General features: G+C 39.8%; 23 protein-coding genes and 2 pseudogenes. 13 read left to right on the top strand and 12 right to left on the bottom strand.

Annotation, left to right across the window (positions count from 1 at the left end; translation table 11 throughout):
* The coding region (locus tag B5F71_RS08070; protein ID WP_143269866.1) for a toprim domain-containing protein at positions 1-230 on the top strand (230 nt) is incomplete at its 5' end.
* Between the two features lie 225 nt (positions 231-455).
* Positions 456-1,304 (top strand): annotated as a pseudogene (locus tag B5F71_RS08065) (mobilization protein); the annotation flags it as partial.
* A 1-nt stretch (position 1,305) separates the two neighbouring features.
* Here B5F71_RS08065 and B5F71_RS08060 read toward each other — a convergent pair.
* Entirely contained in the window at positions 1,306-2,691 is a 1,386-nt protein-coding gene (locus B5F71_RS08060; protein WP_087209083.1) for an IS110 family transposase, read from the bottom strand.
* Between the two features lie 252 nt (positions 2,692-2,943).
* Between B5F71_RS08060 and B5F71_RS08050 the strand changes: the two are divergent.
* A pseudogene (locus B5F71_RS08050) lies at positions 2,944-3,510 on the top strand (mobilization protein); the annotation flags it as partial.
* Positions 3,511-3,842: 332 nt separating this feature from the next.
* Here B5F71_RS08050 and B5F71_RS08040 read toward each other — a convergent pair.
* Genes B5F71_RS08040 through B5F71_RS08030 form a run of 3 tightly spaced genes read right to left on the bottom strand, consistent with a single transcriptional unit; the run spans position 3,843 to position 5,747 of the window.
* Positions 3,843-4,433, bottom strand: coding sequence for a hypothetical protein (locus tag B5F71_RS08040; RefSeq protein WP_087209077.1), 591 nt, complete (start codon positions 4,431-4,433; stop codon positions 3,843-3,845).
* Complete coding sequence (locus B5F71_RS08035; protein WP_022455683.1) at positions 4,423-4,893, bottom strand: sigma-70 family RNA polymerase sigma factor; 471 nt, start codon at positions 4,891-4,893, stop codon at positions 4,423-4,425. Before B5F71_RS08035 ends, B5F71_RS08040 begins: the two co-directional genes overlap by 11 nt.
* A 2-nt stretch (positions 4,894-4,895) precedes the next feature.
* On the bottom strand, positions 4,896-5,747 hold the full coding sequence (locus B5F71_RS08030) for an alpha/beta hydrolase (RefSeq protein ID WP_022455684.1): 852 nt from the start codon (positions 5,745-5,747) through the stop codon (positions 4,896-4,898).
* Positions 5,748-5,892: 145 nt separating this feature from the next.
* Between B5F71_RS08030 and B5F71_RS08025 the strand changes: the two genes are divergently transcribed.
* Entirely contained in the window at positions 5,893-6,810 is a 918-nt protein-coding gene (locus tag B5F71_RS08025; protein WP_241148577.1) for a transposase, read from the top strand.
* 185 nt (positions 6,811-6,995) lie between these two features.
* Here the strand turns inward: B5F71_RS08025 and B5F71_RS08020 are convergent, their stop codons facing one another.
* The 8 genes from B5F71_RS08020 to mobC form a co-directional block, all read right to left on the bottom strand.
* The gene (locus tag B5F71_RS08020) at positions 6,996-7,580 is read right to left on the bottom strand and encodes a cyclic nucleotide-binding domain-containing protein (RefSeq protein ID WP_087209074.1); all 585 of its coding nucleotides are present in this window, start codon (positions 7,578-7,580) and stop codon (positions 6,996-6,998) included.
* A 117-nt stretch (positions 7,581-7,697) separates the two neighbouring features.
* Entirely contained in the window at positions 7,698-8,969 is a 1,272-nt protein-coding gene (locus B5F71_RS08015) for a Y-family DNA polymerase (protein WP_087209071.1), read from the bottom strand.
* Positions 8,966-9,415, bottom strand: coding sequence for a translesion error-prone DNA polymerase V autoproteolytic subunit (gene umuD, locus B5F71_RS08010; RefSeq protein WP_087209068.1), 450 nt, complete (start codon positions 9,413-9,415; stop codon positions 8,966-8,968). The genes B5F71_RS08015 and umuD overlap by 4 nt, the downstream gene beginning before the upstream one ends.
* Positions 9,412-9,696 carry a hypothetical protein gene (locus B5F71_RS08005; RefSeq protein WP_087209065.1) on the bottom strand — a complete coding sequence of 95 codons (285 nt, stop codon included), beginning with the start codon at positions 9,694-9,696 and terminating at the stop codon, positions 9,412-9,414. Before B5F71_RS08005 ends, umuD begins: the two co-directional genes overlap by 4 nt.
* A 126-nt stretch (positions 9,697-9,822) precedes the next feature.
* The gene (locus tag B5F71_RS08000; protein ID WP_087209062.1) at positions 9,823-10,110 is read right to left on the bottom strand and encodes an HU family DNA-binding protein; all 288 of its coding nucleotides are present in this window, start codon (positions 10,108-10,110) and stop codon (positions 9,823-9,825) included.
* A gap of 56 nt (positions 10,111-10,166) precedes the next feature.
* Complete coding sequence (locus B5F71_RS07995; protein WP_087209059.1) at positions 10,167-11,120, bottom strand: hypothetical protein; 954 nt, start codon at positions 11,118-11,120, stop codon at positions 10,167-10,169.
* Positions 11,121-11,131: 11 nt separating this feature from the next.
* Positions 11,132-12,529, bottom strand: a complete 1,398-nt coding sequence (locus tag B5F71_RS07990; RefSeq protein ID WP_087209056.1) for a relaxase/mobilization nuclease domain-containing protein — start codon at positions 12,527-12,529, stop codon at positions 11,132-11,134.
* 1 nt (position 12,530) lies between these two features.
* Positions 12,531-12,839, bottom strand: a complete 309-nt coding sequence (gene mobC, locus B5F71_RS07985; protein WP_206423830.1) for a plasmid mobilization relaxosome protein MobC — start codon at positions 12,837-12,839, stop codon at positions 12,531-12,533.
* A gap of 511 nt (positions 12,840-13,350) precedes the next feature.
* On the opposite strand from mobC, the gene B5F71_RS07980 reads away from it, so the two are divergent.
* From B5F71_RS07980 to B5F71_RS07920, 9 genes are all read left to right on the top strand, one after another.
* Positions 13,351-14,043 (top strand): ParA family protein, encoded by a 693-nt coding sequence (locus B5F71_RS07980; protein ID WP_087209053.1) that lies wholly within the window; start codon positions 13,351-13,353, stop codon positions 14,041-14,043.
* A gap of 1 nt (position 14,044) precedes the next feature.
* The gene (locus tag B5F71_RS07975; protein ID WP_087209049.1) at positions 14,045-14,503 is read left to right on the top strand and encodes a DUF3408 domain-containing protein; all 459 of its coding nucleotides are present in this window, start codon (positions 14,045-14,047) and stop codon (positions 14,501-14,503) included.
* An 887-nt stretch (positions 14,504-15,390) separates the two neighbouring features.
* Complete coding sequence (locus tag B5F71_RS07965; RefSeq protein WP_241148576.1) at positions 15,391-16,536, top strand: hypothetical protein; 1,146 nt, start codon at positions 15,391-15,393, stop codon at positions 16,534-16,536.
* 226 nt (positions 16,537-16,762) lie between these two features.
* Positions 16,763-17,368 carry a Crp/Fnr family transcriptional regulator gene (locus B5F71_RS07960; protein WP_087209042.1) on the top strand — a complete coding sequence of 202 codons (606 nt, stop codon included), beginning with the start codon at positions 16,763-16,765 and terminating at the stop codon, positions 17,366-17,368.
* 294 nt (positions 17,369-17,662) lie between these two features.
* Positions 17,663-18,250 carry a hypothetical protein gene (locus B5F71_RS07955; protein ID WP_087209039.1) on the top strand — a complete coding sequence of 196 codons (588 nt, stop codon included), beginning with the start codon at positions 17,663-17,665 and terminating at the stop codon, positions 18,248-18,250.
* A 217-nt stretch (positions 18,251-18,467) separates the two neighbouring features.
* Complete coding sequence (locus tag B5F71_RS07945; RefSeq protein ID WP_087209033.1) at positions 18,468-18,833, top strand: hypothetical protein; 366 nt, start codon at positions 18,468-18,470, stop codon at positions 18,831-18,833.
* A gap of 28 nt (positions 18,834-18,861) precedes the next feature.
* Positions 18,862-19,194, top strand: a complete 333-nt coding sequence (locus B5F71_RS07940; protein WP_087209086.1) for a hypothetical protein — start codon at positions 18,862-18,864, stop codon at positions 19,192-19,194.
* 313 nt (positions 19,195-19,507) lie between these two features.
* Complete coding sequence (locus B5F71_RS07930; protein WP_087209027.1) at positions 19,508-22,114, top strand: TraG family conjugative transposon ATPase; 2,607 nt, start codon at positions 19,508-19,510, stop codon at positions 22,112-22,114.
* A gap of 212 nt (positions 22,115-22,326) precedes the next feature.
* Positions 22,327-22,923: a hypothetical protein gene (locus tag B5F71_RS07920; RefSeq protein ID WP_087209021.1), complete on the top strand. Its 597-nt coding sequence runs from the start codon at positions 22,327-22,329 to the stop codon at positions 22,921-22,923.

Genomic DNA, 22,923 nt, shown 5'->3' with positions numbered 1-22,923 from the left:
GAATCCACTGTTTTTTTGACAATGACCGTGCAGGAATGGAAGCCCTTCAGCAAATCCGCAAGGAATACGACAGCACCCAGCATATACGGGACGCTTCACAAATCTACAGAGGATGCAAAGACCTGAACGAGTATTTGCAGAAACGCATGGCGGATGGAAAAGAACAAATGCAATCCGTCAGAAAGAGGAATGATGCGTTACCCAAGAAACCGAAAGGCTTCCGGTTATAGCCCACTATAACTACACGCTTCGCTTTCGTAGTTGTGGGCTCTCCAGAGGGGCTTAGGACGCTGCCCTAAGAACCCGGCAAGGGCTTTCAGCCCTGTGCAACCCGACCAAAGAGTGACCCTCTCTTTGGAAACTCCGCTTATGGGTTGCACCCCTAAGAACCCCTTGCGGATATGAGCGGAAAACAGCAAACAAAATTAGTAATAACCGAATCAAAAATTGAAAAGATGGCAACAAAATCAAGCATACATATCAAGCCTTGCAACGTGGCATCAAGCGAGGCTCATAACCGGAGGACTGCCGAGTATATGCGCAACATCGGCAAGTCCAAAATTTACATCGTGCCTAACCTTACGGCTGATAATGAACAATGGATAAATCCGGATTTCGGAAGTCCCGAATTGCAGACGCACTATGAGAACATCAAACGCATGGTCAAGGAAAAGACAGGCCGTGCCATGCAGGAAAAGGAGCGTGAACGCAAAGGGAAGAACGGCAAGATTATCAAGGTAGCGGGATGTTCACCCATCCGTGAGGGAGTCTTGCTCGTCAGACCGGACACCACTTTGGCAGATGTGCGTAGGTTTGGCGAAGAGTGCCAAAAACGATGGGGTATCACTCCGCTTCAAATCTTCTTGCACAAAGACGAGGGGCATTGGCTGAACGGTCAGCCTGCACCGGAGGACATAGAGAGTTTCCAAGTAGGCGAAAGGTGGTTCAAACCGAATTACCATGCCCATATCGTGTTCGACTGGATGAACCACGATACAGGCAAGAGCCGCAAACTTAATGACGAGGACATGACCGAAATGCAGAGTTTGGCATCCGACATTCTGCTAATGGAGCGTGGACAGTCAAAGGCTGTAACAGGCAAGGAACATCTGGAACGGAACGACTTTATCATAGAGAAGCAGAAAGCCGAACTGCAACACATGGATGCTGCAAAGCGGCACAAAGAAGAACAGATAAATCTTGCCGAACAGGAACTCCGTCAAGTGAAATCGGAAATACGCACGGACAAGCTCAAAGGTGCAGCCACCGATGCCGCTACGGTCATAGTAAGCGGAGTGGGTTCTTCTATGGAACACATGCATTGCCTATTTCAATATGCATTCCTGTAATCCGTTCTAATTCACGCTTGTATCTCGCAATCCGTTTTTCGAGTAATACTTTCTCGTCTATACCTACTTTTTCCGGATTATAAGTTGTCTGGTTTGCAACCATGGCAAAGAATATCTCAGCGACCTTGTGGGCGGTGGCAATGACTGCGGCTTTACCTCCGGCCCGTGAACGTATCCTGCGGTAGAAGTTTCCCAACTGGTTCTTCGCATTGGCGAGAGAAGAAGCGATACTTCTAAAAATCAATCCGACATTGTTCCGACGGTGTGGCACGTGGCTTGATATTCTTTTCCCTCCTGATATTTTGGTATTCGGTGCGATGTTGCACCAACAGCAAAACTGTTTGGAAGATGGAAACTTCCGGGTAAAGTCGTGTCCCAACTCACTCATCAGTCCAAGTGCGGTCAGGTGGCTTATTCCGGGTATCTCAAAGACATTCACTCCCCACATGTCATATGCCTTTCTTTCCACATCGAAGCCTACATTCCGTTTACGCTTGTGATAGTCACAACGTTTTTTCGTCGGACTGTATGACGGACGCCCTGTTCCGGCAACCTCCGTGCGATAGTTTTCCATAAGTTTCTCCAGTTCCGTGTCGCATCGGTCAAGTTGGGCGCAAAAATGCTTGAAAGTGTCATAGTTTTGCCTGAGGACAAACAGGAGGTCTTCTTCCCAGTTGCCCTCAAGCGCCTTGGCTATTTCCTCTTTCGGAGTCTTGCACTGGATGTCGGCCAAGTCCGCAAGTTTCTTGGGGTCACGTTCACCTGCAAGAATGGCCTCGATGATACGTATGCCGGATTTTCCCGTAATGTCAGACAGGACAAGCGTAAGTTTTATGTTCATCTGCTGCATGGCTTTCTGCATACGCAGGACTATGCTTGAAGCCTCACGGGAGAGGGTGTCACGATGACGGGTGAGTGTCCTCATCCGTTTGGCGTCGTTGTGCGGTTGGAAACTTGCCTTGAGCAACCCGTACTGGTGCAGCAACATCAGCCATTCGGCATCCGACTCGTCGGTTTTCCTCTCCGTTATGTTCTTCACGTCCCTTGCGTTGGTCAATACGACATCCATCCCGTCCTCCTGAAGACGGCAGAACAGCGGTATCCAGTAAACCCCGGTGGATTCCATTGCGACTGTCTTTATGCCACACTCTCTGAGCCATGCCGAGATGGCGTGCAGGTCGGATGTATACGCTCCAAACGCGCGGTTGTTGTCCTTGGAGCGGTCGGCAGGGACGCAAACTTGCATGATACCGTCCGCGATGTCTATCCCCGCCGCATCGGGATTGACTATCCGAAGTTCCGCACCTTTGGCCGTCTTGACTTTTTTTGCTTTCTTTGCCATGATAATAATTGTTACTGTTGTTGATGGATAAAGGCATAAGCCATGTCCTGTCAATGAGCATTCTTCTATACGGCCTCCAACGACCAATCTTCAATTCGCAGGACAAGGAGCCATACTCTTTTGTGGGATTAAAAGCCCAAGAAAAAACCGGCTTGCTTCTTATGCCTACAGCAAAGGTAACTAAAAACGTTTCTGCCGCCGAAGGCGGTGGAAACGTTTTGTGTTCCATTCTGATTTCAATCAAAACAAAGGCTTGGCTTTACTCTTTTCGGCAGCGGAAAAATGAAGAAACTGGAACTATCCAATGAAGAATTGCGTCAGGAAATCGCTAAACGGGATAAGGGAATTGATGACCTAAAAGCCCAACTACAACACATGCAGGAACAGCACAGCAAGCAGATACGCAATCTGCAGGGAATACACAATCAGGAGCTTGAAGCCAAAGACAAGGAAATATCACGGCTGAATGCTATTCTTGAAAAGGCGTTTAAATGGTTCCCGATGCTCAGGGAGATGCTGAGAATGGAGAAACTGTGCGCAGCCATCGGCTTCACCAAAGAAATGATAGAGAACCTTTTGACAAAGAAAGAAGCTATCAGGTGCAATGGCAGGATTTATTCCGAAGAACACAGGCGGAAGTTTGACATCAAGAATGATATTTTCAAGGTAGAAAAGAATCCGACCGATGACAGCAAACTGGTACTGACCATAAACAGGCAGCCAATTGGCGAATGGTTCAAAGAAAAATGGGAGAAATTTCGGCAGGGGTTACGTAACACGGTGGAAGAGCCAAGAAAAAGTAAAGGATTCAAGTTATAATTCGTTCTATATAATGCAAAACATCAATGAAAACTAATTTTGCATTCGAATTGGGGTAACTCTTTCCACAACATAAGAAAAGAAGAAGAAACGTTATGTTTATCTTATAGGTGAAAACGTAGGAAATTTTTTGACTGACGCAAGAGATAGCATAGTCACGCATATAACGTGGAATGCCATTGTTACACATGCATCACATCAAAGGTTTCCTACGGCTTTCACTTAGACGTGGCATAGTTGGCTCACGGTTTTCATTACATTACAAATTTAACATCCAACAGAGTAAATGAGAATGTATCTGTCTTTTTATGTGTTTGTCCCAAAGACAATACCTATTCTAATAGCTGTTCCCTATGACTTTCGATGTACCTCATAAAGTCGTAGAACTTGTGATTGCGTTTTCTTATTATACGCGGTCGGAACACAAACCAGTTTAGAGCAATCCACAGCAACAGAATAGAATAGGCAATTATCCCCCAATAAAACGAATGGAAAAATGTATATTCATATCCATAGAGTGCAAAACCAATTGACAAAAAGAAAAAATATAAGTCCAAGATGAGATGCTGCTGTCTGTATTCTCGCTTTTTTATTCTTAAAAGATTATCTATATAGTCAATATTGTTACTATCAATTTTCAGTCCATAATAAAGCCGAAGAAGTCTGCCGTAGGATAAAGCCGGCAGCATAAAGCCTATGGACAACAAAATAATGCCCATTTTGGTGACCGTCAGCAAGGGTGTCCAACATATCCAGATAATCGCTCCAAAGACAATGGCTAATATCATAAGCGTAATGACGGCATAAGCCTCTCCGATTCTGCGTAATCTGAAACGTTTTATCTTTTTGCGTATGACAGACAAATCTGCAACAGGTGCCTGCTGTCCTTTCCATAAGGATTTTATATCTATATCATTCATCATTATTACGTATTTTTTTTGCTAATGTGGATTTTATCCGGTGTATCTTTACACGTACATTTGCTTCCGACAGGCCTGTGATTTGAGCTATTTCCGCTTGTTTCAACTCTTCGAGATAAAGTGAAATAACCAAGCGATCCATTTCCGGAAGCTCGGCTATGGCTTTATACAGGGCCTTCACCTGTAATGAGTTGTTGCTCGATTCGTTAGCAAATAGGTTCAATGGGACTTCTGCTTGAGAAATACTATTCTGACGCTCTCTTTGGCGCAAACAAATGTTTGTAGCAATACGAAAAATCCACGTTCCTACAGACGCTTCACCTTTAAAAGTGGGAAGATATTGCCACACACGGACAAACACATCTTGTGCCAAGTCCTGCGCCAAAGAATAATCATTGAAATAGCCCATACATAATCGGAAGACCTTATCCCAATAGACCTTATATAAATACTCGAAACTCACAGTCAGTCATTTAAAAAGTCCATAATCTGTTGTATATACCATTCCCAGTCATCAAACATAATGAAATGCAGTCCTTTATTCGCGTATTCCAACCGGATGTTCGGTAGATTGCCAAACTGCTGTTCAACCATAGGAGCTATTTTCCTAAAAGGATACTCCAACAATACTAATGTTGGAACGGAAATGTATGATATAATGGGTCTTAAATCTATGTTGGAATACTCATAATACATATGGGCGTAAGTCGTTCTGTCAGACGATAAGCTCCATTTGACGAGATTGTCATACCGAAGCGAATCACTCGTAAGCGATGTTGCGCTGATATAGGCTTGCCTGTAAAATTGCTCCTCACCTATCTTGCGCATTTGAGATTCAAACTCGTCAAACTCTTCGGGAGCAATCTTTTTAGTCTGAAAATCGGGATTATAAAGAGCCTCCAAACAAGGGAGTGCATCTACAACGACAATGCCTTTGGCTAAATTTGGCTGGTTTGATGCTATATAAAGAGCTAAGCCACCACCCATACTATGACCTATAAGTATAGGCTTCTTTATATTTTCTTTTTGAACAAACTCAATAATTTGTTTTGCCCAACTATCAAAGGACGGATTCTTCTCGGGAGGAACACCTGCAAATCCAGGCATCGTTAGAATGTAACAACTGTAATTGTTTTGTAAGCTATCAACCGTCTGTTTCCATACCTCACCAGAACACGCGAAACCTGGAATCAGAATTATGGCTTGTTTTCCATCACCTACACGTTGCACAGAAAAAGATTGAGCAAAGCTCGTATCTATGATTCCCAATAACACTGCACACAGCAGCCCGATTTTACAAATTAAATTCTTCATCATTTTATTCTTTTTCCATTTAGATACGAAACCATGTGGAATGTTACAGAATCAAATGTCTTTTTCGCTCAGCGTTTTTCCTAAATAATACAAAAACACCCGACTTTACATTATTGGGTGTAAAATCGGGTGCTTATTTTGTAAAACATTGATTTTCAATGTTTATTGCGGAGAGGGAGGAAAACGAAGCGATAAGCCACAGGGTTTATCCAAGAAACAGACGGAAGCTCGCTACTGCAAGGAACACTCAGAGGATAAGCGTATTGCCAGGCGTAGCGCTGAGTATTTTGCAAGTAAGATTGAGACGGCCATCAGTATGCTCAAACGCTCAATCATAGAGGGCGTACGTTTCGATTATCTTCTTGTTGACAGCTGGTTTACCTGCTCTGAGCTTTTGAAGTTCGTAGTCTCAAGGCACTTTGGATGCCACCTTATCGGAATGATAAAGATGGGCAAGACCAAGTATGAGACAGATCTTGGAAACAAGACAGCGCCTGAGCTTATCAAGGCTCTCCAGAAATCCAAGAGCGTAAAGTATAGCCGCTCAATCGGTTACTACACAGCAACTGTCTCTGCTAAAATCTCCGGCATTAAGGTCAGTCTGCTCTTCTACAGAAGAGGTAAGAACGGCAATTGGAATGCTCTGCTTACCTCTGATCTTAAACTTGATGTAAAAGAAGCCTTCAGACTTTATTCAAGAAGATGGGTTATCGAAGTGGCTCATAAAGAGATGAAGCAAAACCTCAAACTCGGAAAGAACCAGTGCAGAGACTTCGCCGGACAGATTGCAGGCATATTATTGTGCGTACTACAGTACAATATACTCAGTTATGTCAAACGCAATGAGTCATACGAAACTATCGGAGGACTCTTTGCTGAAATTTCAAAGAACTCTGTTGAACTTTCAGTAGCCGAAAAAATTTGGCTGCTGATCGTAGAAGTTATAAACGTCATTGCCGAGGTACTTAACTGTGATGCAATGGTTCTGACAGAACAAGTAATATCAAACGATAAACAAATCAAAGCAGTAAAGCAGGCTTTCGACAGGCTGACACCAGCCGCCTGAGGAGCTACACTTTACTTGCGAAACTTAAGTCTATTTATTATGGCAAGCTCTGCAAAATATAAAGCACAGTTTCTTTATCTATATTGCATTTTTTCTCTCAAAAATACAATATGAAATTTCTATAAAAAGAATCTTGTGATGCTTTTATCTCTTTATAGCAAGTAAATTTCAACATATGTTGAGATTTACTTGCTCATAGTTATTGCTTTCCTTATTCTACTCATATGTGTTGGAGTTATTTTAAGATAAGATGCAATTTCTTTTAAAGGAATAAGTTGGAACAAATAAGGACTTCTTTTAAGAAGCTGTTTGTATCTTTCTTCAGGAGTTAATCTATAGAAGTCAGCATATCGTGAATAGGTTTGAAAAAACATTTGTTCTGCTGCTATTCTAGCAATATAAACTGCATCAAAACTATTTTCAAATTCTTTTATTAATACATTAGAATGACAAATGAGAATTTTACAATCCGTTAATGCACAAATAGATATTTCAGATTCAAGATTATAAAGACAAGTTGGATAATCAGCCACAAATTCACCTTCAAAAGAGAATCCTGTATTATATTCTTTTTTTTCAGTTGCATTATAGCATGTATATTTTATAATACCTGATTCAATATATCCCCAATAAGGGAAAATATCCCCTTCTCTAGAAATATAGTCTCCTTTATTATAGGATTTTAGTGTTCCTTTTTCTAAACACAGTTTTTTAAAAAAAGTAGTATCTATTTTGGATATATATTTGTTAAATTGTGACTCATTCATCATATTTAAATTTAAAAGATAAATTACTGTTCTTAGAGATTTTCTACAAATGTAACTCTTATTATTGATTTATCGTTTTATTTATGACATAAATCATCTATTATCAATAACTTACCTTCCTTACTTCACAATAATGACATCATCGAGGTTGGTGGTGTACTGCTTGCTGATGTGTTCGCATTTAAGGTGCCACGACTTGTCTGTAGTACCCTGGACAGCTACCTTTATGGTGTTGTGGCCGTTCTTGCGGTTGATGGCATCTATGGCAGCGGCCAGGCGCGACTGTTTATCACGGTCTATGGTATCGAACAGGTTAGTCTGGATGGCAGAGTCAGAAACTATGTTCCAGACAATGACACCGGCTTTCTTGTAGTGGTAACCACCCTCTATGCGGAAATCCATGCGGATTGCCCGGACTGCGGTGCTTACAAGTTCCTGAAGGTCGTTGGTCGGAACCTGCAAGTGGATGGTGCGGTTGATGCAGTTTTGTGGTAAATCCAGACGGAAACGGCTGGTATAGGCGAAGACTGTTATCTCCGTACAGCAGCTGTGCTGCATACGGAGCTTACGGACACATTCGGAAGAAAAGTTGGCGACAGCTTCCTCTAAGCTGGAGAGTTCGGACAGGCCGGAGTCAGGGAAACTTCGGCTGGTACAGATACTCTTTTTCTGCGGCAGTTCCTCGACATCGATACAGGATTCACCACGAAGCTCCTTCCAAGTACGTACACCGGTTATTGTAAGCAATTTTCGCACAAAACTCTCGCTTTTCTGAGTGAAATCTAAGGCGGTATTTATACCGTAATAGCGCATCTTATCCAAGCTCCGATGACCGATACCCCAGACATCGCCAATTTCGAAGCCCTGCAGTGCCTTGATGCGCTTTTCCTCAGAATCAATCATGCATACACCCTGATATCCCTTGTACTTCTTTCCGTAGCGGCTTGCCACCTTCGCCAGAGTCTTTGTCGGTGCAATGCCCATTGTAACCGGGATGCCAGTACCCTTTCCGATGGCCTTTACAATCTTCCGGCCGTAGGAAACCAGCTTCTCCCCTTCTCCGAAGCCGGAGAGATCCAGGAACGCTTCATCTATAGAATATTGGGTCAGTTCGGGCGTGAACTCGGACAGCAGCATCATAACCCGGCGGCTCATGTCACCATACAGATTGTAATTGGAACTGAAAACAGCCACATTGTTTGCCTCCAAGATGTCACGGATTTGATACAGTGGTGTACCCATCTTGATGCCCATCGCCTTAACTTCATTACTTCTGGCCACGACACAGCCGTCATTGTTCGAGAGAACAACGACAGGTTTGTCACGAAGCAGCGGATTGAACACGCGCTCGCATGAGCAGTAGAAGTTATTGCAATCAACAAGGGCTATCATCTGCCTTTTCTAAGCTGTCTTTTTATGTTGTAGGTAAGAACTCCCCATATCAGGAAGTTGTTCTCCTCTGTAATCTTAATCGGAGTGTATTCCTCGTTGGCCGGAACGAGCCAGATACATTTCTCATTATCGTCAAAGCGCACCGTTTTAAGCGTGAACTCTCCATCGATGAAAGCCACAACGATGTCTCCGTCCTGAGGCTCCAGGGCTTTGTCTATGACAAGCAGGTCACCATCATCGATACCACAGTCCTTCATGGAATCTCCGGAAGCACGGGCATAGAATGTTGTGGCCGGATGGCGTATGAGCTCCCGGTTCAGGTCTATGCTGTCAGTCATGTAGTCCTGAGCCGGTGAAGGAAATCCAGCTCTCACACCCTGATCTGCAAACGGCAATGGCAGTTCGCTGCTCAGGTCAGCAGAATACATGGTAAGTTTTATACTCATCCAAGTAGTCCTTTCTCCAGCATTTCCTTACGAAGAAGTTCTTTCTCAACCTCAGTCATATCAGCCAGTTTTAATCTGTGGGGATTCTGTCTCTGATAAGCTTTAACATCTTCAATTACATTCTGGAAGTCATACAGAAACTCGCGAGAAGCGCCATGCCTTCTGTAGATTTCAATGGCTGCCTCCAATACTTCTACCGTACAGGTATCGTCACCTTGAAATACAGTTGCCGGTATTTGATTTACGACGCATTTTCGTAATAAAGCAAGTTGATCTTTCATATTTTGATTATGTTACAAATTCAAAAATAACATAGAATAAGTTAGTTGTGTAATTTTATCCTAATCATACACCTCTACAGATAGTTGTGATACAGATAAATGGATAGTTGTGTAAAACCGTCCCTATTAAATATTTTTCAATTTACTTATTGAAGCGACAAACTCTTTGGCAGGTTTGAAAGCTGGTATATCATGTTCCGGTACAATTACTGTAGTGTTTCTGGAAATATTGCGAGCGGTTTTCTCTGCCCTATGCTTCAGGATAAAGCTGCCGAAGCCTCTTAGAAAGACAGGTTCCTGATTTGCCAATGAAGATTTTACTTCAGACATGAATGCCTCTACTACTGTTAATGCTGTTGCGTAATCAATACCAGTAGAATAAGATATTTGTTTAACCAATTCAGATTTTGTCATATAGCTATTTATAAAGGTTTATAATAAATGCATTAAAATGGGCACAAAGATAATAATTAGGAAGCATCAGATTTCAATAATGACAATTTTAAAGAGCCATCACACAACAAATCATAGTATAAGTAAAGCAACGGTTTTAAATAAGAACGGATAGCCGGAACCTGCAAATATATTTTCTTATTTACCATAACACACGAAAGCTTTTCATAACCGTTAGGGATATGCTTATTAAGCTGTGAGATAAAATTAATAATCTTTTGAGGAGTAGGCCAGTTCAAGAACTGAATGGTCACATTCATATCATCATAACAAACAGATAATTTATAAGAAAGATCTTGTGAGGTAACGAAAGAAGAAATAAAAAGCAGAGCCTCTAAATAATTGCTACCAGCCATTACTATTATATCTCTATCACAAGATATTTTTGACAAAACATAATCAATCAGCAAAGTTGAAGATGAAGCAAGTAAATACCCTGTTGAGTCGGGGTCACCGGATTTATCCAGACCAAAGAACAAGACAGGATTCCAGCAGAGATATACAGAACCAGACTTATCTGTGCGTATTGAAGCCAGGCACTGATTATCGTCAAACAAAAGTCTTGTAGTTCCCTTAACGGGATCAAATTGAAAAAGGTTGCGATAGGCATCCAGCCCAGATTTATCCTGATGTATAGATTTGAGCAAATAGCCATGCAGTCCAGATACATGTTTTAGTTTCACATTTGTTTCTTTTGCCGAAACATCAAACAAATAATCTATTATTTGTTGTCTGCTGCAACGAACAGGCAGGGAAAACTCTTCGCAATCTTCCAATTCTTCTAAATTAACCTTCAGTAATTCAGCCAGCATAATAACCGAAATATCCGTAAAACCGTATAATACCATACAGCAAATTACGTTATTTTCATTACAGTAAATGACATAACCCCTATTGTTGATTCTATAAAGGCGAAAAAAATCACCATACTCTACTGGAGTATATTCTTTGAAAAGCGACTGGAAATTCATATTTGATATTTTTAAAGTGACAAATCATTATTTTTATGTTTCTTTTTCCGTTTCAAAGGCGGAAGATCATCTTCTCTATTTTTCCTGCTACCGCCGGTAATATCAATATCCGGTATAAAAGGAAGAGCAGAATGTGACATATACTCATTATCGCGTTCTAAAGACTCTCGCCACTCCCCTACTCTGTGAATCGTGTTGTCATGCAACAACGGTTCACTGGAGAAATGACTCTGAATATTAGTATAGGTAAATTTGCGAGATATATCGGAAGCCTTAAATTCAAATGGAATATCTGTATCCATGACGGAATAAGTAAGTCCATATATGCCTTTACTATTCACATGTTCCTTTATACCGATACCAGATTCTTTCAATAAACGCTTAAATTCATCATAAGAATCTGATTTATCCAATATCAGATTCAGTTTATTGAACAGGTAATGTTTCTGTTCATCGTATGACATTGACTTTGCATCAAAGTTCATATATCCATATCTGAATTTCTGAGGCAAGGATGTATCCTTAATATAAAATGAATCTTCAGACAGGCCATAAACATAATAGGACTTGTCTTTCTTACTTGTAAGACGCATATACACTCCCTCCTTCTGCAAATTGGCCCTGAACTCCTGAAAGGTGGTACTTGAAGCAAAAGCTTTATCAAGTCTGGATAAAAGATCATCCTTATATAAAGATTTCAGGAAGCCACCTTTTTTAAGGATAGAAAGAATTGAATCATATTCATGATTGCCAAGAACTGACATCCATTCTTCATTGCTCAGCTTTGATTTTTGTAATCTGTCACCAAGCAGTTCAGCTGCACCTGAAGAAGATAAAATATGCATCACCCTTTCTTTAACAGCATAATTTCTGAGTGCTTTTTTCAAAGCATTATCAAAATAGTAGCGCTGTCCGGATATTGAGGATAATCGTTCTTTAGTTCTTTCGTTTTCTTTAAGGCTGACAAGATTATATTTCTTTTCAAGTTCCCGTGCTAACTTCTCAGAGCGTTTGTAATCCAAAGAATTTGATACGGATTTACCTTCTGAATCTATGCGACTGTGTAATATATGGACATGAGAGTGTTCCTTGTCTTTATTTAAAATAATGGAGTAACAACAGTTCCCATAACCCATCTTCTCCATATATTCTTTAGAGAGATTAATCCAATTAGCCTCAGACAATCTTTCTCCAGGTGAAAGATTCAAGGTGATTTCAGAATAAGGTAATTTCACCCTGTCATTAAGCGAAGAGAAAAGAAACATATAATCAGAAAAAGAAGATAAAGAATCACCCGTAGAGTTGAATAATTCTTTTGCTTCACCAGAAGAAATCTTCTCCAACTGATAATCTATTTTTCTGCTTAATGTTGAAATGGATGAAAAAGCCGGTTCAATTTTAGCAATCATTTCAAACAAGTTTTTTGGTTATTTCAGATACCATATTCAAAAAATCATGCAGTTCCTGAAGATAAAGTTTTATATTATCTTCATGAGGAATCATATTAATTTGTTTAGCAATCTGATTGATATTGTTCCCTATTCTCTTTAATTCTATAACGGTCTGAATATCGGTTTTGGTAACAGCAGAACCTTTAAATGCCATATTTCGCAAATAAGAAGATATACTCATATCATGTTCATTAGCCAAAGAAACAAGCATCTCTTTTTCCTTTTCTGTCAATCTCAATATAAAAGATTCGGTACGTTTATCGTTCATAATACTAACCATAAATGTGTGAGTAAAACGAGCTGAATACATCAACTCGGTTGATGCAAGGCGTTTTTGTATATACAAAAACATACCTTGCGTGTACTAAAGTAATCAAGATAATTATGATAAGCAATAACCCCCGGGGATTTTATTGATTTAATTAATCTGGATTAAAAAATCAAGGACATAATAAGTAATTCTGCAACAAATGTAAATATATAACAGAATAACATATGTTACATATATACAATATTACATACGTTTATTTATTACATCATTACTTTGTATCATTAGTAACAATGTTACATTATTACATTATTACATTATTACTTTATTACTTACTTACTTTATAACACATTTTCTTATGTTGTTAATATCATAATATAGTTTATATGTTATTTATTAATATCTTACGTTAGTAATAAATATCTTACTTTTTCAAGTAATAAATAATGTGATTTCTTGCATAAGTAATTTATAAAGTATATATTTGCAAAAGAACATAATTTAATAGCATATGGGAAAAAAATTACCTGGTATTACTTTAGCTTTTGAGAACCCCAAAGGTGGGGTAGGAAAGTCAACCCTTACTGCGTTATTTGCCGGTTACGTACACTCAATGGGCGAGGATGGCATTAATATTGGGGTTGTAGATATAGACGACATGCAGAATACAATGGGAAGGCTACGTCAGTCAGAAAGTGATGAAAGCAATAACCTGAAGGAAGAATATGAAGTGATGAATATATCTTCTTCAGAGTTTATCAATCAGCTTGATATGCTGAAGGAAAGTTTTGATGTCATATTAGTAGATTTCCCGGGTAATCTTAAGCAAAACGGAGTAGTAGAGGCTTTGCATTTCATAGACATCGTAATCATGCCTTTTGAACCAAACAATACGGATTTAAGCGCAACACTATATTTCTACGATAATGTGTATAAAAATATAATAAAGGCAAGAAAAGAAAATGGCTTAAAGACAACTGTAAGAGGTGTAATGAATAGGGTAATGACGAATGTCATTGAGTTCAAAGAGTTAGTCAGTAAAAAGGAAAACCTTCCTTTCCAGCTCATGGAAAGCTTTATAAAAGATTCAAGAGTAGATTATCAGAGGAACTTGTCAACGTTGAGCAGTAATTACCATCATCCGTGTGACCAGTTTTGTGAGGAAGTTATAGAATTAATCAGCAAACATATAGAGGAGGAGTAACATGGGAAATAAAACAACTTCAATCGGCATGAGCAAGCTCTTGGCTAATGCATCCAAGATGGAAAAGGAAATAAAGGAAACAGAAAACGTGGCTCCTACAATAACTGTGGAAGCAGAGCAGACAAAACAGAATGGCGAAGAGCAACCACAGGAAGTAAAAGAAGTTATCAAACCTGAAGAAAACGTACTTTCGGAAAAAAAGAACAAGGACGAACAAGAGGATAAGGAAAAGAACAAGTCTTGCACTCGAAAGGAAGAGTACAGTTTATTATTCCAGGAAAGGAAAATAAAAGAAGTGGAGATGATCCGCATATCAAAAGAAACACATGCTAAACTGAAGAGACTTGCCAATGTATCGGATGTAAGTATGCACGTATTGGCAACTAATATTCTGGAAATAGCATTTGAAAAATACAATAAAGAAATTCAAGCGGCAGTTAAGAAATATATGAGTTTATAGTATTTTGAATCTGTTACAGAATCAAAAGCCAGGTAATGGGTAAAGCAGGAGTATAAGAATCCTGTTTTACCCGTTTTTTTTAACTTAAACATAACCGCACATGTCATAGATGAACATATGAGGTAGCATAAACTGATGATTATATAACCCGGACGCTTTTGCACAACTATTAGTGAAATCTGGGGTAAGTGGGACACTTTTACACAACTGCGGGAAAGTGCCCTAATTTTTATATCGCCAAAGCAGAATAGTTAATATATGTAAATAATTCAGCATTTAACCCGATAATATTTTTCCGAAAGTATGTTTACACAAGTCGAAGCATTTCTTTATTTAGGTTTTTAGGGTATTATGAATATGTGGGACACTTTTACACATCTGGCAAAAACAGAAAAACTGTAGATACCGCTTGGGGAAAGGCTTTCGGGGAATAAACGCAAAACTAAGGATGGGACACTTTTACACATCTGGCTTCGAAATCGGGACACTTTTACACAACTGGGAAAAGCAACTGGGACACTTTTACACATCTGGAAGAAGCAATCAGGACACTTTTACACATCTGGAAGAAACAATCAGGACACTTTTACACATCTGGAAGAAGCAATCAGGACACTTTTACACATCTGGGAAGGCATAAAACCATCGTTTTAGGACGGTTTTACACAACTAATGGAAATACTTTGTATAAAAGCCAGGCAAAAACTTTATGTTAATTTTTGTAACTGTCCCTTTTGTGGCATAATTTTTATTGTACGAATAGAAAAGAGCAACTGGGACACTTTTACACATCTGGACGAATGATTTATTTCATTATTAGCTATTTAGTGTATAAATAATACACTAAATGAATAGAAAATCGCTATATTTGCGAACAAATGGCGAAAATGATGGCTGAATCTGAACAATATAAAGAATTAAGCAGGGTACCACGCACACTTAGCGAGCCCTACAATGGTGATAATCTTGATCTGCTGATTGAATCAGGAGGAACAATCATGCATGATATTATAATTTTTGCCGCCAATACACAAATGAAGGACTTGTTTGGTGAAACTTGGTTTTCAATGGAAGACTTCTGCACTGTAATGGGGTATGAGAGGACAAAGCTCCAGCGTAAATTGACCGAAGAACAAAAAGCGAAAACATTTGGCGCAATTAAACCAGTCTATAAGACCGAATATGCGGGTGAACAGATAGAGCACCCCATAGAGACTTTTTTTGAATCCGCCTTATTCAGTTTAGGGAAGAATACACTCAGTGTAGCCTATAATGTCAATGGAGCCACAAGATACAAATTTATCCCTATCTTGGAAAGCTTCGACATTAAGGACAATTTTGGGACAAAGAAAAAGACCAAACGAATGTATAAGGTCAACCTGAGCAAAGAGCTGAAGAATCTGATGTTTACCGGATATAACCTGATAGACCTGAAGGATTATAGGAATCTGCCAAACAAAAGGTCTTACAGGAAATTCTATCTGAATTTATCAAAAATGATTTTTCTTATCAAGCACAAGATTCAAGCCGGTCAGGAGCCCGAGTTCACTATGACCGTAGATGAATTAGCCAGGCATTTTGACATTAACATCGCTAATAACCATGACCGCAAGAAAAAGGTGGTTACAACACTAAACGCAATTAACAAGAATCTGACACAAACGAGGTTCGAATACGAATTTGTTAAAAGGGAAAATGAGAAATGGGCATATAGTATCAAATTCAGATTTTCCGAAGAAACGCTCAAATACTTCGATGAAAAAGCAAAGGCTATAATAACCTCCAAATATTATGAAGGGCTAAAAGATGCCTTCTTAAAGAAAAAGGGTGTGCAAGTATATGAGACCTATAAATATAAAGATTGCTTCGTATTCGGCAGCGGTAACTTTAATGAGGAGTTTACAGAATGGGCATACAGCGATGCCGACAAAGAACTGAAGACTGAGATATACAGAAACATTTATATTAATGTTATGAAAATGCCGCCTAAAGAAAATTATACTATAAATATGGCAGATATTAGGCCTAGATAAAGTATTAATGAATAACTTTTCATAAATTTGCAACGGATTTCCATGAAAAATGGGAGTCCGTTTTTTTACATACATACAGCTGCCAAACGGAAGAGTGGTGTCAGAAGTTAAACTATAAAGCAGCTGCGAACCCGTACCGGATAATGCGGCGCGGGGAAGCAGTGCTTTATAAGGGCCACACCACTCCCTCGTTTGGCAAGGCGGAACCGTGCCATTACATAAATTTATGGCACCGACACAAATAACTAGACTTATTGATGAGACCATCAAGAAGATGGGGCTTCAAGAACACATCTGTTTCACACAGGAGGAAAAAGAGTATTTTGAAAAGAATTTCGAATCTTTTCATTTGAAGAAAGGACATTATCTGATTACTAAAGATGAACTGGTGGAACATTTCTATTACCTGGAAAAAGGAATCCTGAACATCTGCTTTCCGGATTCCAAAGGTGGGTTTATAAATGCAAGGTTTATGGATGACAGGGCATTCATAAATCCTTTTTTCCTGCACAATCCAGAACACAAAGCCTGTTACAGCATAAAAGCGAATACAGACTGTAAGGTATGGCGAATGAAAAAGCACAGAGCTTTTGAAATGTTCGCTGAATCCTTCAATTTCTGTAAGCTCACTATTTTCCACCTTGAAAAGTCTCTCATGCACAAAATAGAAAGAGAGGAAGGAATACATTGTATGACCGCACACCAAAGGTATGAAAAGGTACTAAATAAAGAAAAATGGCTTTTTAAGCATGTGCCGTTAAAAGAGATAGCGAGATACATCGGAATAACCCCTCAGGCTCTCAGCAAAGCTAGAAAAAAGATCTTCAGATAACCCCATGGAAAGGGCAGGATACTTTTACACAACCGGTATCCTGCCTTTTTTTATTGTCTAGCCATTATATGTTTTACATCATAGGAAAAAATGAAACTAGATTAATAAAACGACATACCGCTGAAATTAAAAAATCATTTTATTTGCAGTTACGCATATTATCTATATGTTTGGACAAAATCAAACAATTTTTGTAACAGATTGGACGAAATTCGATACAATTACTAAATTAGAATATGATAAAACATAAAAATAAGAAACTAGATAATATTAACTTTAAAAACAGAAAGCACTATGTACAGCAACATGAAAATCGTAATACTGATTCTCCTCCTATTCGCGGGAGACAGTATGGTCAAAGCACAGAGACACTATAAGAGGATTTCAGCTTTAGAAGGAAGTTATGGCACCAACATATTCGGGAAAGCCGATAAGGCAGCAAATATATCATTCTCTAAATACATTGACAGGACATCCTACTGGAAAGCAGGATTGAATTATTTTGAAAATAGTTTCGAGTATTCGGTCAATACAGACGCGAGCCAGTCCCTAGGGAAAATGACTGCCATGCAGAGCCGGGAGCGGGAAGAGACAGCACGGAACTGGTTTATAAATGGCAGTTATAACCGCACAATAGTCAGCAATCTTAAATCAATTTACTGGAATATAGGTATTGGTTGTTTTCTGGGAACAGAATACACCAAACATCCATCAGAAGAATATCAGTTTATCGTAGGTCCGGAAATCGGGACTGAAGTGGAATTTTTCATATTGCCAAAACTCGCAATCATCGTCGGAATAAAAGAGATGTGGAGCCCGTTGTCTATAAAGGAATGGAACACGGTATGGAATGCGGGATTGAAGATTCTTCTTTATAAATAAGAGCCATGTTACTTTTTGTCTTATTGCAAGCCAGTACAGATGTATCCGGCCTGATATCGTTGTACCGTGAAGTAGGTGCAATGCTGGTTGGCATTGGCTTTGTTTGTGCAGGTTTATCTGTACTTAAAAAGCTGATAACCAATCATGAAAAAACAAAGGAGGCTATTATCACCTATATAGTAGCATTGGTTGTCTGGTTATTAATATGGTCTTTGGTATGAGCATAGCAGATGTTATTATACTCATTGTCTTCTCACTTGGTATCTATCATTTTGCGACTAAAAGGAAAGGCATGAAAGAAAGCCGAAACGAGAATAAAGATCAAATACCAGGAGCAGCAAGTGACAAAAGAGAGAAAATACAGGAGAATGCACCGGTTATCAGGGTAATCTTCCAGGTTGAGAATACTGAGGAAGATGACCTGGCAAAGGAGATAGCGGACATGTTCCTTGACGGCAGGACCTACTACTACAGTGGGAAAAAACCGGAGGAGACAAAAGGGAAAACGGATGATACAGAAATGGATAAGTTCATAAAATTTGAAAATGTGCAATGGAATATGATCAAAACAATACATGTATAAACTTTAAAATTGAAGAATTATGGAAGTACTGAAGCAATTAAAAAAGAGATTTGAGAAGGTAAACAACAGTGTAAGCAAGTGGGCATTAGGGCTTATGTTTCTGTTCATGGTTGCTGCCCCGATTGAGATTGAAGCACAAAGCGGCCTTAAGATAAGCAGTCTTTCGGAAGTGACAGACACCGCCAAGGAAGGAGCGGACACGATTCTGGATGTGGCAAAATACATACTTGCTGCCGTTTTGGGTATTGCGCTGGTATTCGTTATTTACTCCCTTGCAACCAATAACCCGCACGCCAAGGAATACCTTTTAGGATGGATCATTGCTGTTGTAGTGATTATGGTTGCCTTCCTGATTATCTGAGTCATGAGAACCATGAGAAAAATCAACAAGCCGATTAAATTCTTCGGTTTGTCATCCGGACAGTTCGGAATATTCATGCTAATAGTGGCCATCACGATCATCGTATGCATATTCAAGCAACTGCACCCACTGGTCATTACGCTCTTACTCAGCGGAATAGTATTCCTTTCCGGACTACTGTTCAATACCTTAAAAAAGGAGCACAAGGCCGGGAACCCGGATTTTCTCACAGGGTTGAGTGTACGGAGTGCAACACCCCGAAAAATAGTAGATAAAAACAAGATTTTCAAATTCATTCTAAACTAAAAAGCCAATGGTCACACTTATCATCCTGACAAGCGTTGTCATTTGTTTGTTGGCTCTTCTCATTGCAATATTGTATATGCGCAATGAAGAAGTGCAAGTAACAGACAAGGCCACTGATCTGGCAGACATATTGCCAATACAGACCATCACCCAGAATGCGATCATCAATGGGAACGGTGACATCACAGTAGGGTACAGAATGCTTCTTCCTGAAGTGTTCACACTTTCGGAAAAAGAAGCAGACTATATCCATGAGAGACTTGAAGCTCTTTTAAAGATGCTTCCGGCAGGAACTGTCATACATCAGCAGATATTCTATTACACAGGAGAGTACAACAATCAGGAATACTCAAACAATGCCCTGATAGCCGAGAACAACCGGCATTTCGACGGTAAGGAAATACTGAACAGTTATACAAACCTGTATTTGACATTTACAAACGGGAAAAAGAACGGCAAGATAAGAAAGAGTGCGACCAACACATCACTGCTACGAAGATTACATTACCCGTTTAAGCAGCCATACAGGGATTATGAAAGACGAATGACCGATATGGAAGCCTCACTTCTTAATTTTGAGAATGGTCTGGCATCTATCCAGCAATTCGAAATCAGGAAGATGAACAGCAAGGAATTGAACAACGCTGTTTACGATTACATCAATCTGTCTTATGACACACCGGTAGAAGATGCAACGGAAAAGGTTGTAAATCCGATGGCCATCACCCGGAACGGCGAAATGAAAATCGGTCAGCAATACGTATCTATGCTTTCACTGACCATTGAAGGCGAGCACCTGCATGAACTTTCCGTTCCGCACACCGGTAAGGCGCGTTCATACGGGGGGAACATTGAGATACCTGACAGTATCAAGAGCAAATGTTCCATGATTTATCCCGTAGGCCTTGGATTGCCGTTTAACCATATCGTAAACGTGGTAATCGAAATCACTGATCCTGATGCGACAGTAACCGCAATAGGAGCGGAGAAGGATGCCTTGAACTACATCACCAACTTTTATCCCCCTGCAGCAGAAAAGCAGAAGGAGCAAAGATTGTTCTGTGAAGAGATTACGAAATTTGACTATCAGACCGCTTACACCTCGTTCAATGTCATTCTCAATGATACGGACAAAACTTCACTGATGCGTAAGATAGCCCTTGTACAGCAAGGATTCTCCTTCATGAACCAAAGCAGCTGTTATGTTGAAAACGCAGAGTTGTGTAATCTGTTTTTTACGAACATACCTGGTAACGCCAGGGCAAATTACAGAGGTTTCATCAATACAACCAAACAGGCAATTTGCTATCTGCAAAAAGAAGGTATGTATGTTTCAGATACGAAAGGACACATATACAATGACCGTTTCGGAACACCGGTCAAGATAAATCTTTGGGATTATCCGACATTGAATAACAAGAACAGGATAGTTATCGGGCCGTCAGGTTCCGGAAAATCTTTCTGGCTTAACAATTACATTCTGCAAAGCTATGAGCTGGGTAGAGACATCATGATCATCGACATCGGTGGTTCATACCGTTCTATGATAGCATTGAATGGAGGGAAATATTTTGATTCTACAGAACAGAAGAAATTTGCCTTCAATCCATTTCTATGTGACCGTGACAAGAACGGTAAGTATCTCTATATCGACACAACGGACGCAGAATCAGCGGATGACCAGATAAAGACTATCGTAGCCATAATAAGCTATATCTGGAAGGCCAGGGAACAGATGATGCCGGCTGAGACGGCGATTCTTAGGAAATCCATCATCGGCTTTTATGACTATGTAAACAATTCTTCAGTAGGTCAGAATAATGAAAGAATCTTTCCTGATATGAAAGCATATAGAAAATATCTTCAGGAAGTATTCAAAAAAAGAATGAGTGATTTTGAAAAGCAGAAATTCGAGATTGAAGAGCTTATTCTTCTGCTGGAACCATATACAGACGGTGAACTCAGTTTCCTGCTCAACGCAAAGGAAAACGTGGATATTGTTCATGACAAGCTCATCGCATTTGATATGGAAGATGCGTCAAAGAAGGAATACTTTCCGCTTGTGGCCATCATTACCCTTCAGATGATTGTCGATAAGATTAAGAAACGACAGGGAATGATGAAGGAACTGATTATCGATGAAGCCCTGGATTTCCTTCAGGATGAAAAGTTCGGAGACTTCATAGCCTATCTGTACCGTACATTCAGAAAGAAAGAGGGAAGCATCACTCTGGCAGCACAGAATATCCTTTTCCTGAAGAACATGCCTTCAGGAATAAAGGATTCAATTATCATCAACTGTGCTACAAAGATAATCCTGGATCACTCGGAGCACCGCCAGAACCTGCCGGAAATCCAGTCCGTCTTGTCCATCAATGACGAAGAAATCTATATGATAGAGTCATTGCAAAGGACAGACCGCTGGAGGGAGTTCTTCATCAAGATGTCCAATGATGCATTCATTTTCAGAAATGAGGTATCAGATTTTGCAGCGGTAGCATTTGACTCAAAACAATCAACCGTAGTCAGGATTAAGCAATTATTCAAAGAAACAGGCTCGACCTATACGGCCATAAACTTATATCTGGAAGAAAGGAGAAAGCAATATGGATGATGCAACAGCAGGATTAACGGAGTTGTTAAACTACAGCACTGACATGAACACGAGCATGAACAGTGTAGCACCCAGTATAGCAGCAGCATTATTAGGCATAGCCCTCATCTTTGTGGTTTGGGCTTTGGCCACAAAAAAGCAAAATGCACGTACATACCTGATAGCTTGGGTAGTATGCGTAATATTTACTATCACATTTATCATTTAAGCTTATGAAGAAATTATTTGGAATAATCATAATCACGACAGCCATGCTGTTTATAGGTGCAGGGAAGGCAGATGCCCAGTGGGTTGTGCATGATCCGGGACATACCTTCCTTAATTCAACAGAGTGGTACACCAACGTAAAGAAATGGATAGAGCAGATAAAGGAGATGGAAGCAGCCCAGAAATTAAGGGAAGGTTTACAGAACATAGACAGAATGAAGGAACTGAAATCTCTGAAAGAGCTTGCTGATCTGTTGGATGACGTTGCCTGTCTTAGTCAGGACTACAGCTTTTATATGAATGTAGGTTCCAACTACCACTGTTTGAAGTTTCTTAATTTTCAAAGAGTAACAGTCAATCTCAGCGTCAGCACCGACCTTCTGATGAAGGTAGCAACGGTAACAAGTTATTTCTCGATGAACTCAGAAGGAAGAATCTCCTTTATCGAACAGGTAAAGGAGTCTGTTGAAAAGGCAGCAGATGAAATGAGAGAGTTTAACGAAACAGTCAGAAGTACAGTCATTTATAAATCGATGAAAGGACACAACCGGAAGACCTATTATCAAGGTCGCCTTTCAGCCTATACAAGATATACCAACTAA

This window comes from Bacteroides sp. An269 (genome assembly GCF_002159755.1).
GTDB classification, from domain to species: Bacteria; Bacteroidota; Bacteroidia; order Bacteroidales; family Bacteroidaceae; genus Phocaeicola; species Phocaeicola intestinalis.
This window is presented reverse-complemented; position numbering and strand designations above follow the sequence as displayed.

Excerpts from the sequence above, each read along its gene's own strand:
- B5F71_RS08060 (WP_087209083.1), bottom strand. The coding sequence starts at position 2,691 with ATGGCAAAGAAAGCAAAAAAAGTCAAGACGGCCAAAGGTGCGGAACTT.
- B5F71_RS07960 (WP_087209042.1), top strand. The coding sequence starts at position 16,763 with ATGGCACCGACACAAATAACTAGACTTATTGATGAGACCATCAAGAAG.
- B5F71_RS08030 (WP_022455684.1), bottom strand. The coding sequence starts at position 5,747 with ATGATGAAGAATTTAATTTGTAAAATCGGGCTGCTGTGTGCAGTGTTA.
- B5F71_RS08005 (WP_087209065.1), bottom strand. The coding sequence starts at position 9,696 with ATGAAAGATCAACTTGCTTTATTACGAAAATGCGTCGTAAATCAAATA.
- B5F71_RS08015 (WP_087209071.1), bottom strand. The coding sequence starts at position 8,969 with ATGATAGCCCTTGTTGATTGCAATAACTTCTACTGCTCATGCGAGCGC.
- mobC (WP_206423830.1), bottom strand. The coding sequence starts at position 12,839 with ATGAACGATAAACGTACCGAATCTTTTATATTGAGATTGACAGAAAAG.
- B5F71_RS08000 (WP_087209062.1), bottom strand. The coding sequence starts at position 10,110 with ATGACAAAATCTGAATTGGTTAAACAAATATCTTATTCTACTGGTATT.
- B5F71_RS07995 (WP_087209059.1), bottom strand. The coding sequence starts at position 11,120 with ATGAATTTCCAGTCGCTTTTCAAAGAATATACTCCAGTAGAGTATGGT.
- B5F71_RS08020 (WP_087209074.1), bottom strand. The coding sequence starts at position 7,580 with ATGATGAATGAGTCACAATTTAACAAATATATATCCAAAATAGATACT.
- B5F71_RS07980 (WP_087209053.1), top strand. The coding sequence starts at position 13,351 with ATGGGAAAAAAATTACCTGGTATTACTTTAGCTTTTGAGAACCCCAAA.
- B5F71_RS07965 (WP_241148576.1), top strand. The coding sequence starts at position 15,391 with ATGATGGCTGAATCTGAACAATATAAAGAATTAAGCAGGGTACCACGC.
- B5F71_RS07930 (WP_087209027.1), top strand. The coding sequence starts at position 19,508 with ATGGTCACACTTATCATCCTGACAAGCGTTGTCATTTGTTTGTTGGCT.
- B5F71_RS07955 (WP_087209039.1), top strand. The coding sequence starts at position 17,663 with ATGTACAGCAACATGAAAATCGTAATACTGATTCTCCTCCTATTCGCG.
- B5F71_RS07945 (WP_087209033.1), top strand. The coding sequence starts at position 18,468 with ATGAGCATAGCAGATGTTATTATACTCATTGTCTTCTCACTTGGTATC.
- B5F71_RS07990 (WP_087209056.1), bottom strand. The coding sequence starts at position 12,529 with ATGATTGCTAAAATTGAACCGGCTTTTTCATCCATTTCAACATTAAGC.
- B5F71_RS08040 (WP_087209077.1), bottom strand. The coding sequence starts at position 4,433 with ATGATGAATGATATAGATATAAAATCCTTATGGAAAGGACAGCAGGCA.
- B5F71_RS07975 (WP_087209049.1), top strand. The coding sequence starts at position 14,045 with ATGGGAAATAAAACAACTTCAATCGGCATGAGCAAGCTCTTGGCTAAT.
- B5F71_RS07920 (WP_087209021.1), top strand. The coding sequence starts at position 22,327 with ATGAAGAAATTATTTGGAATAATCATAATCACGACAGCCATGCTGTTT.
- umuD (WP_087209068.1), bottom strand. The coding sequence starts at position 9,415 with ATGAGTATAAAACTTACCATGTATTCTGCTGACCTGAGCAGCGAACTG.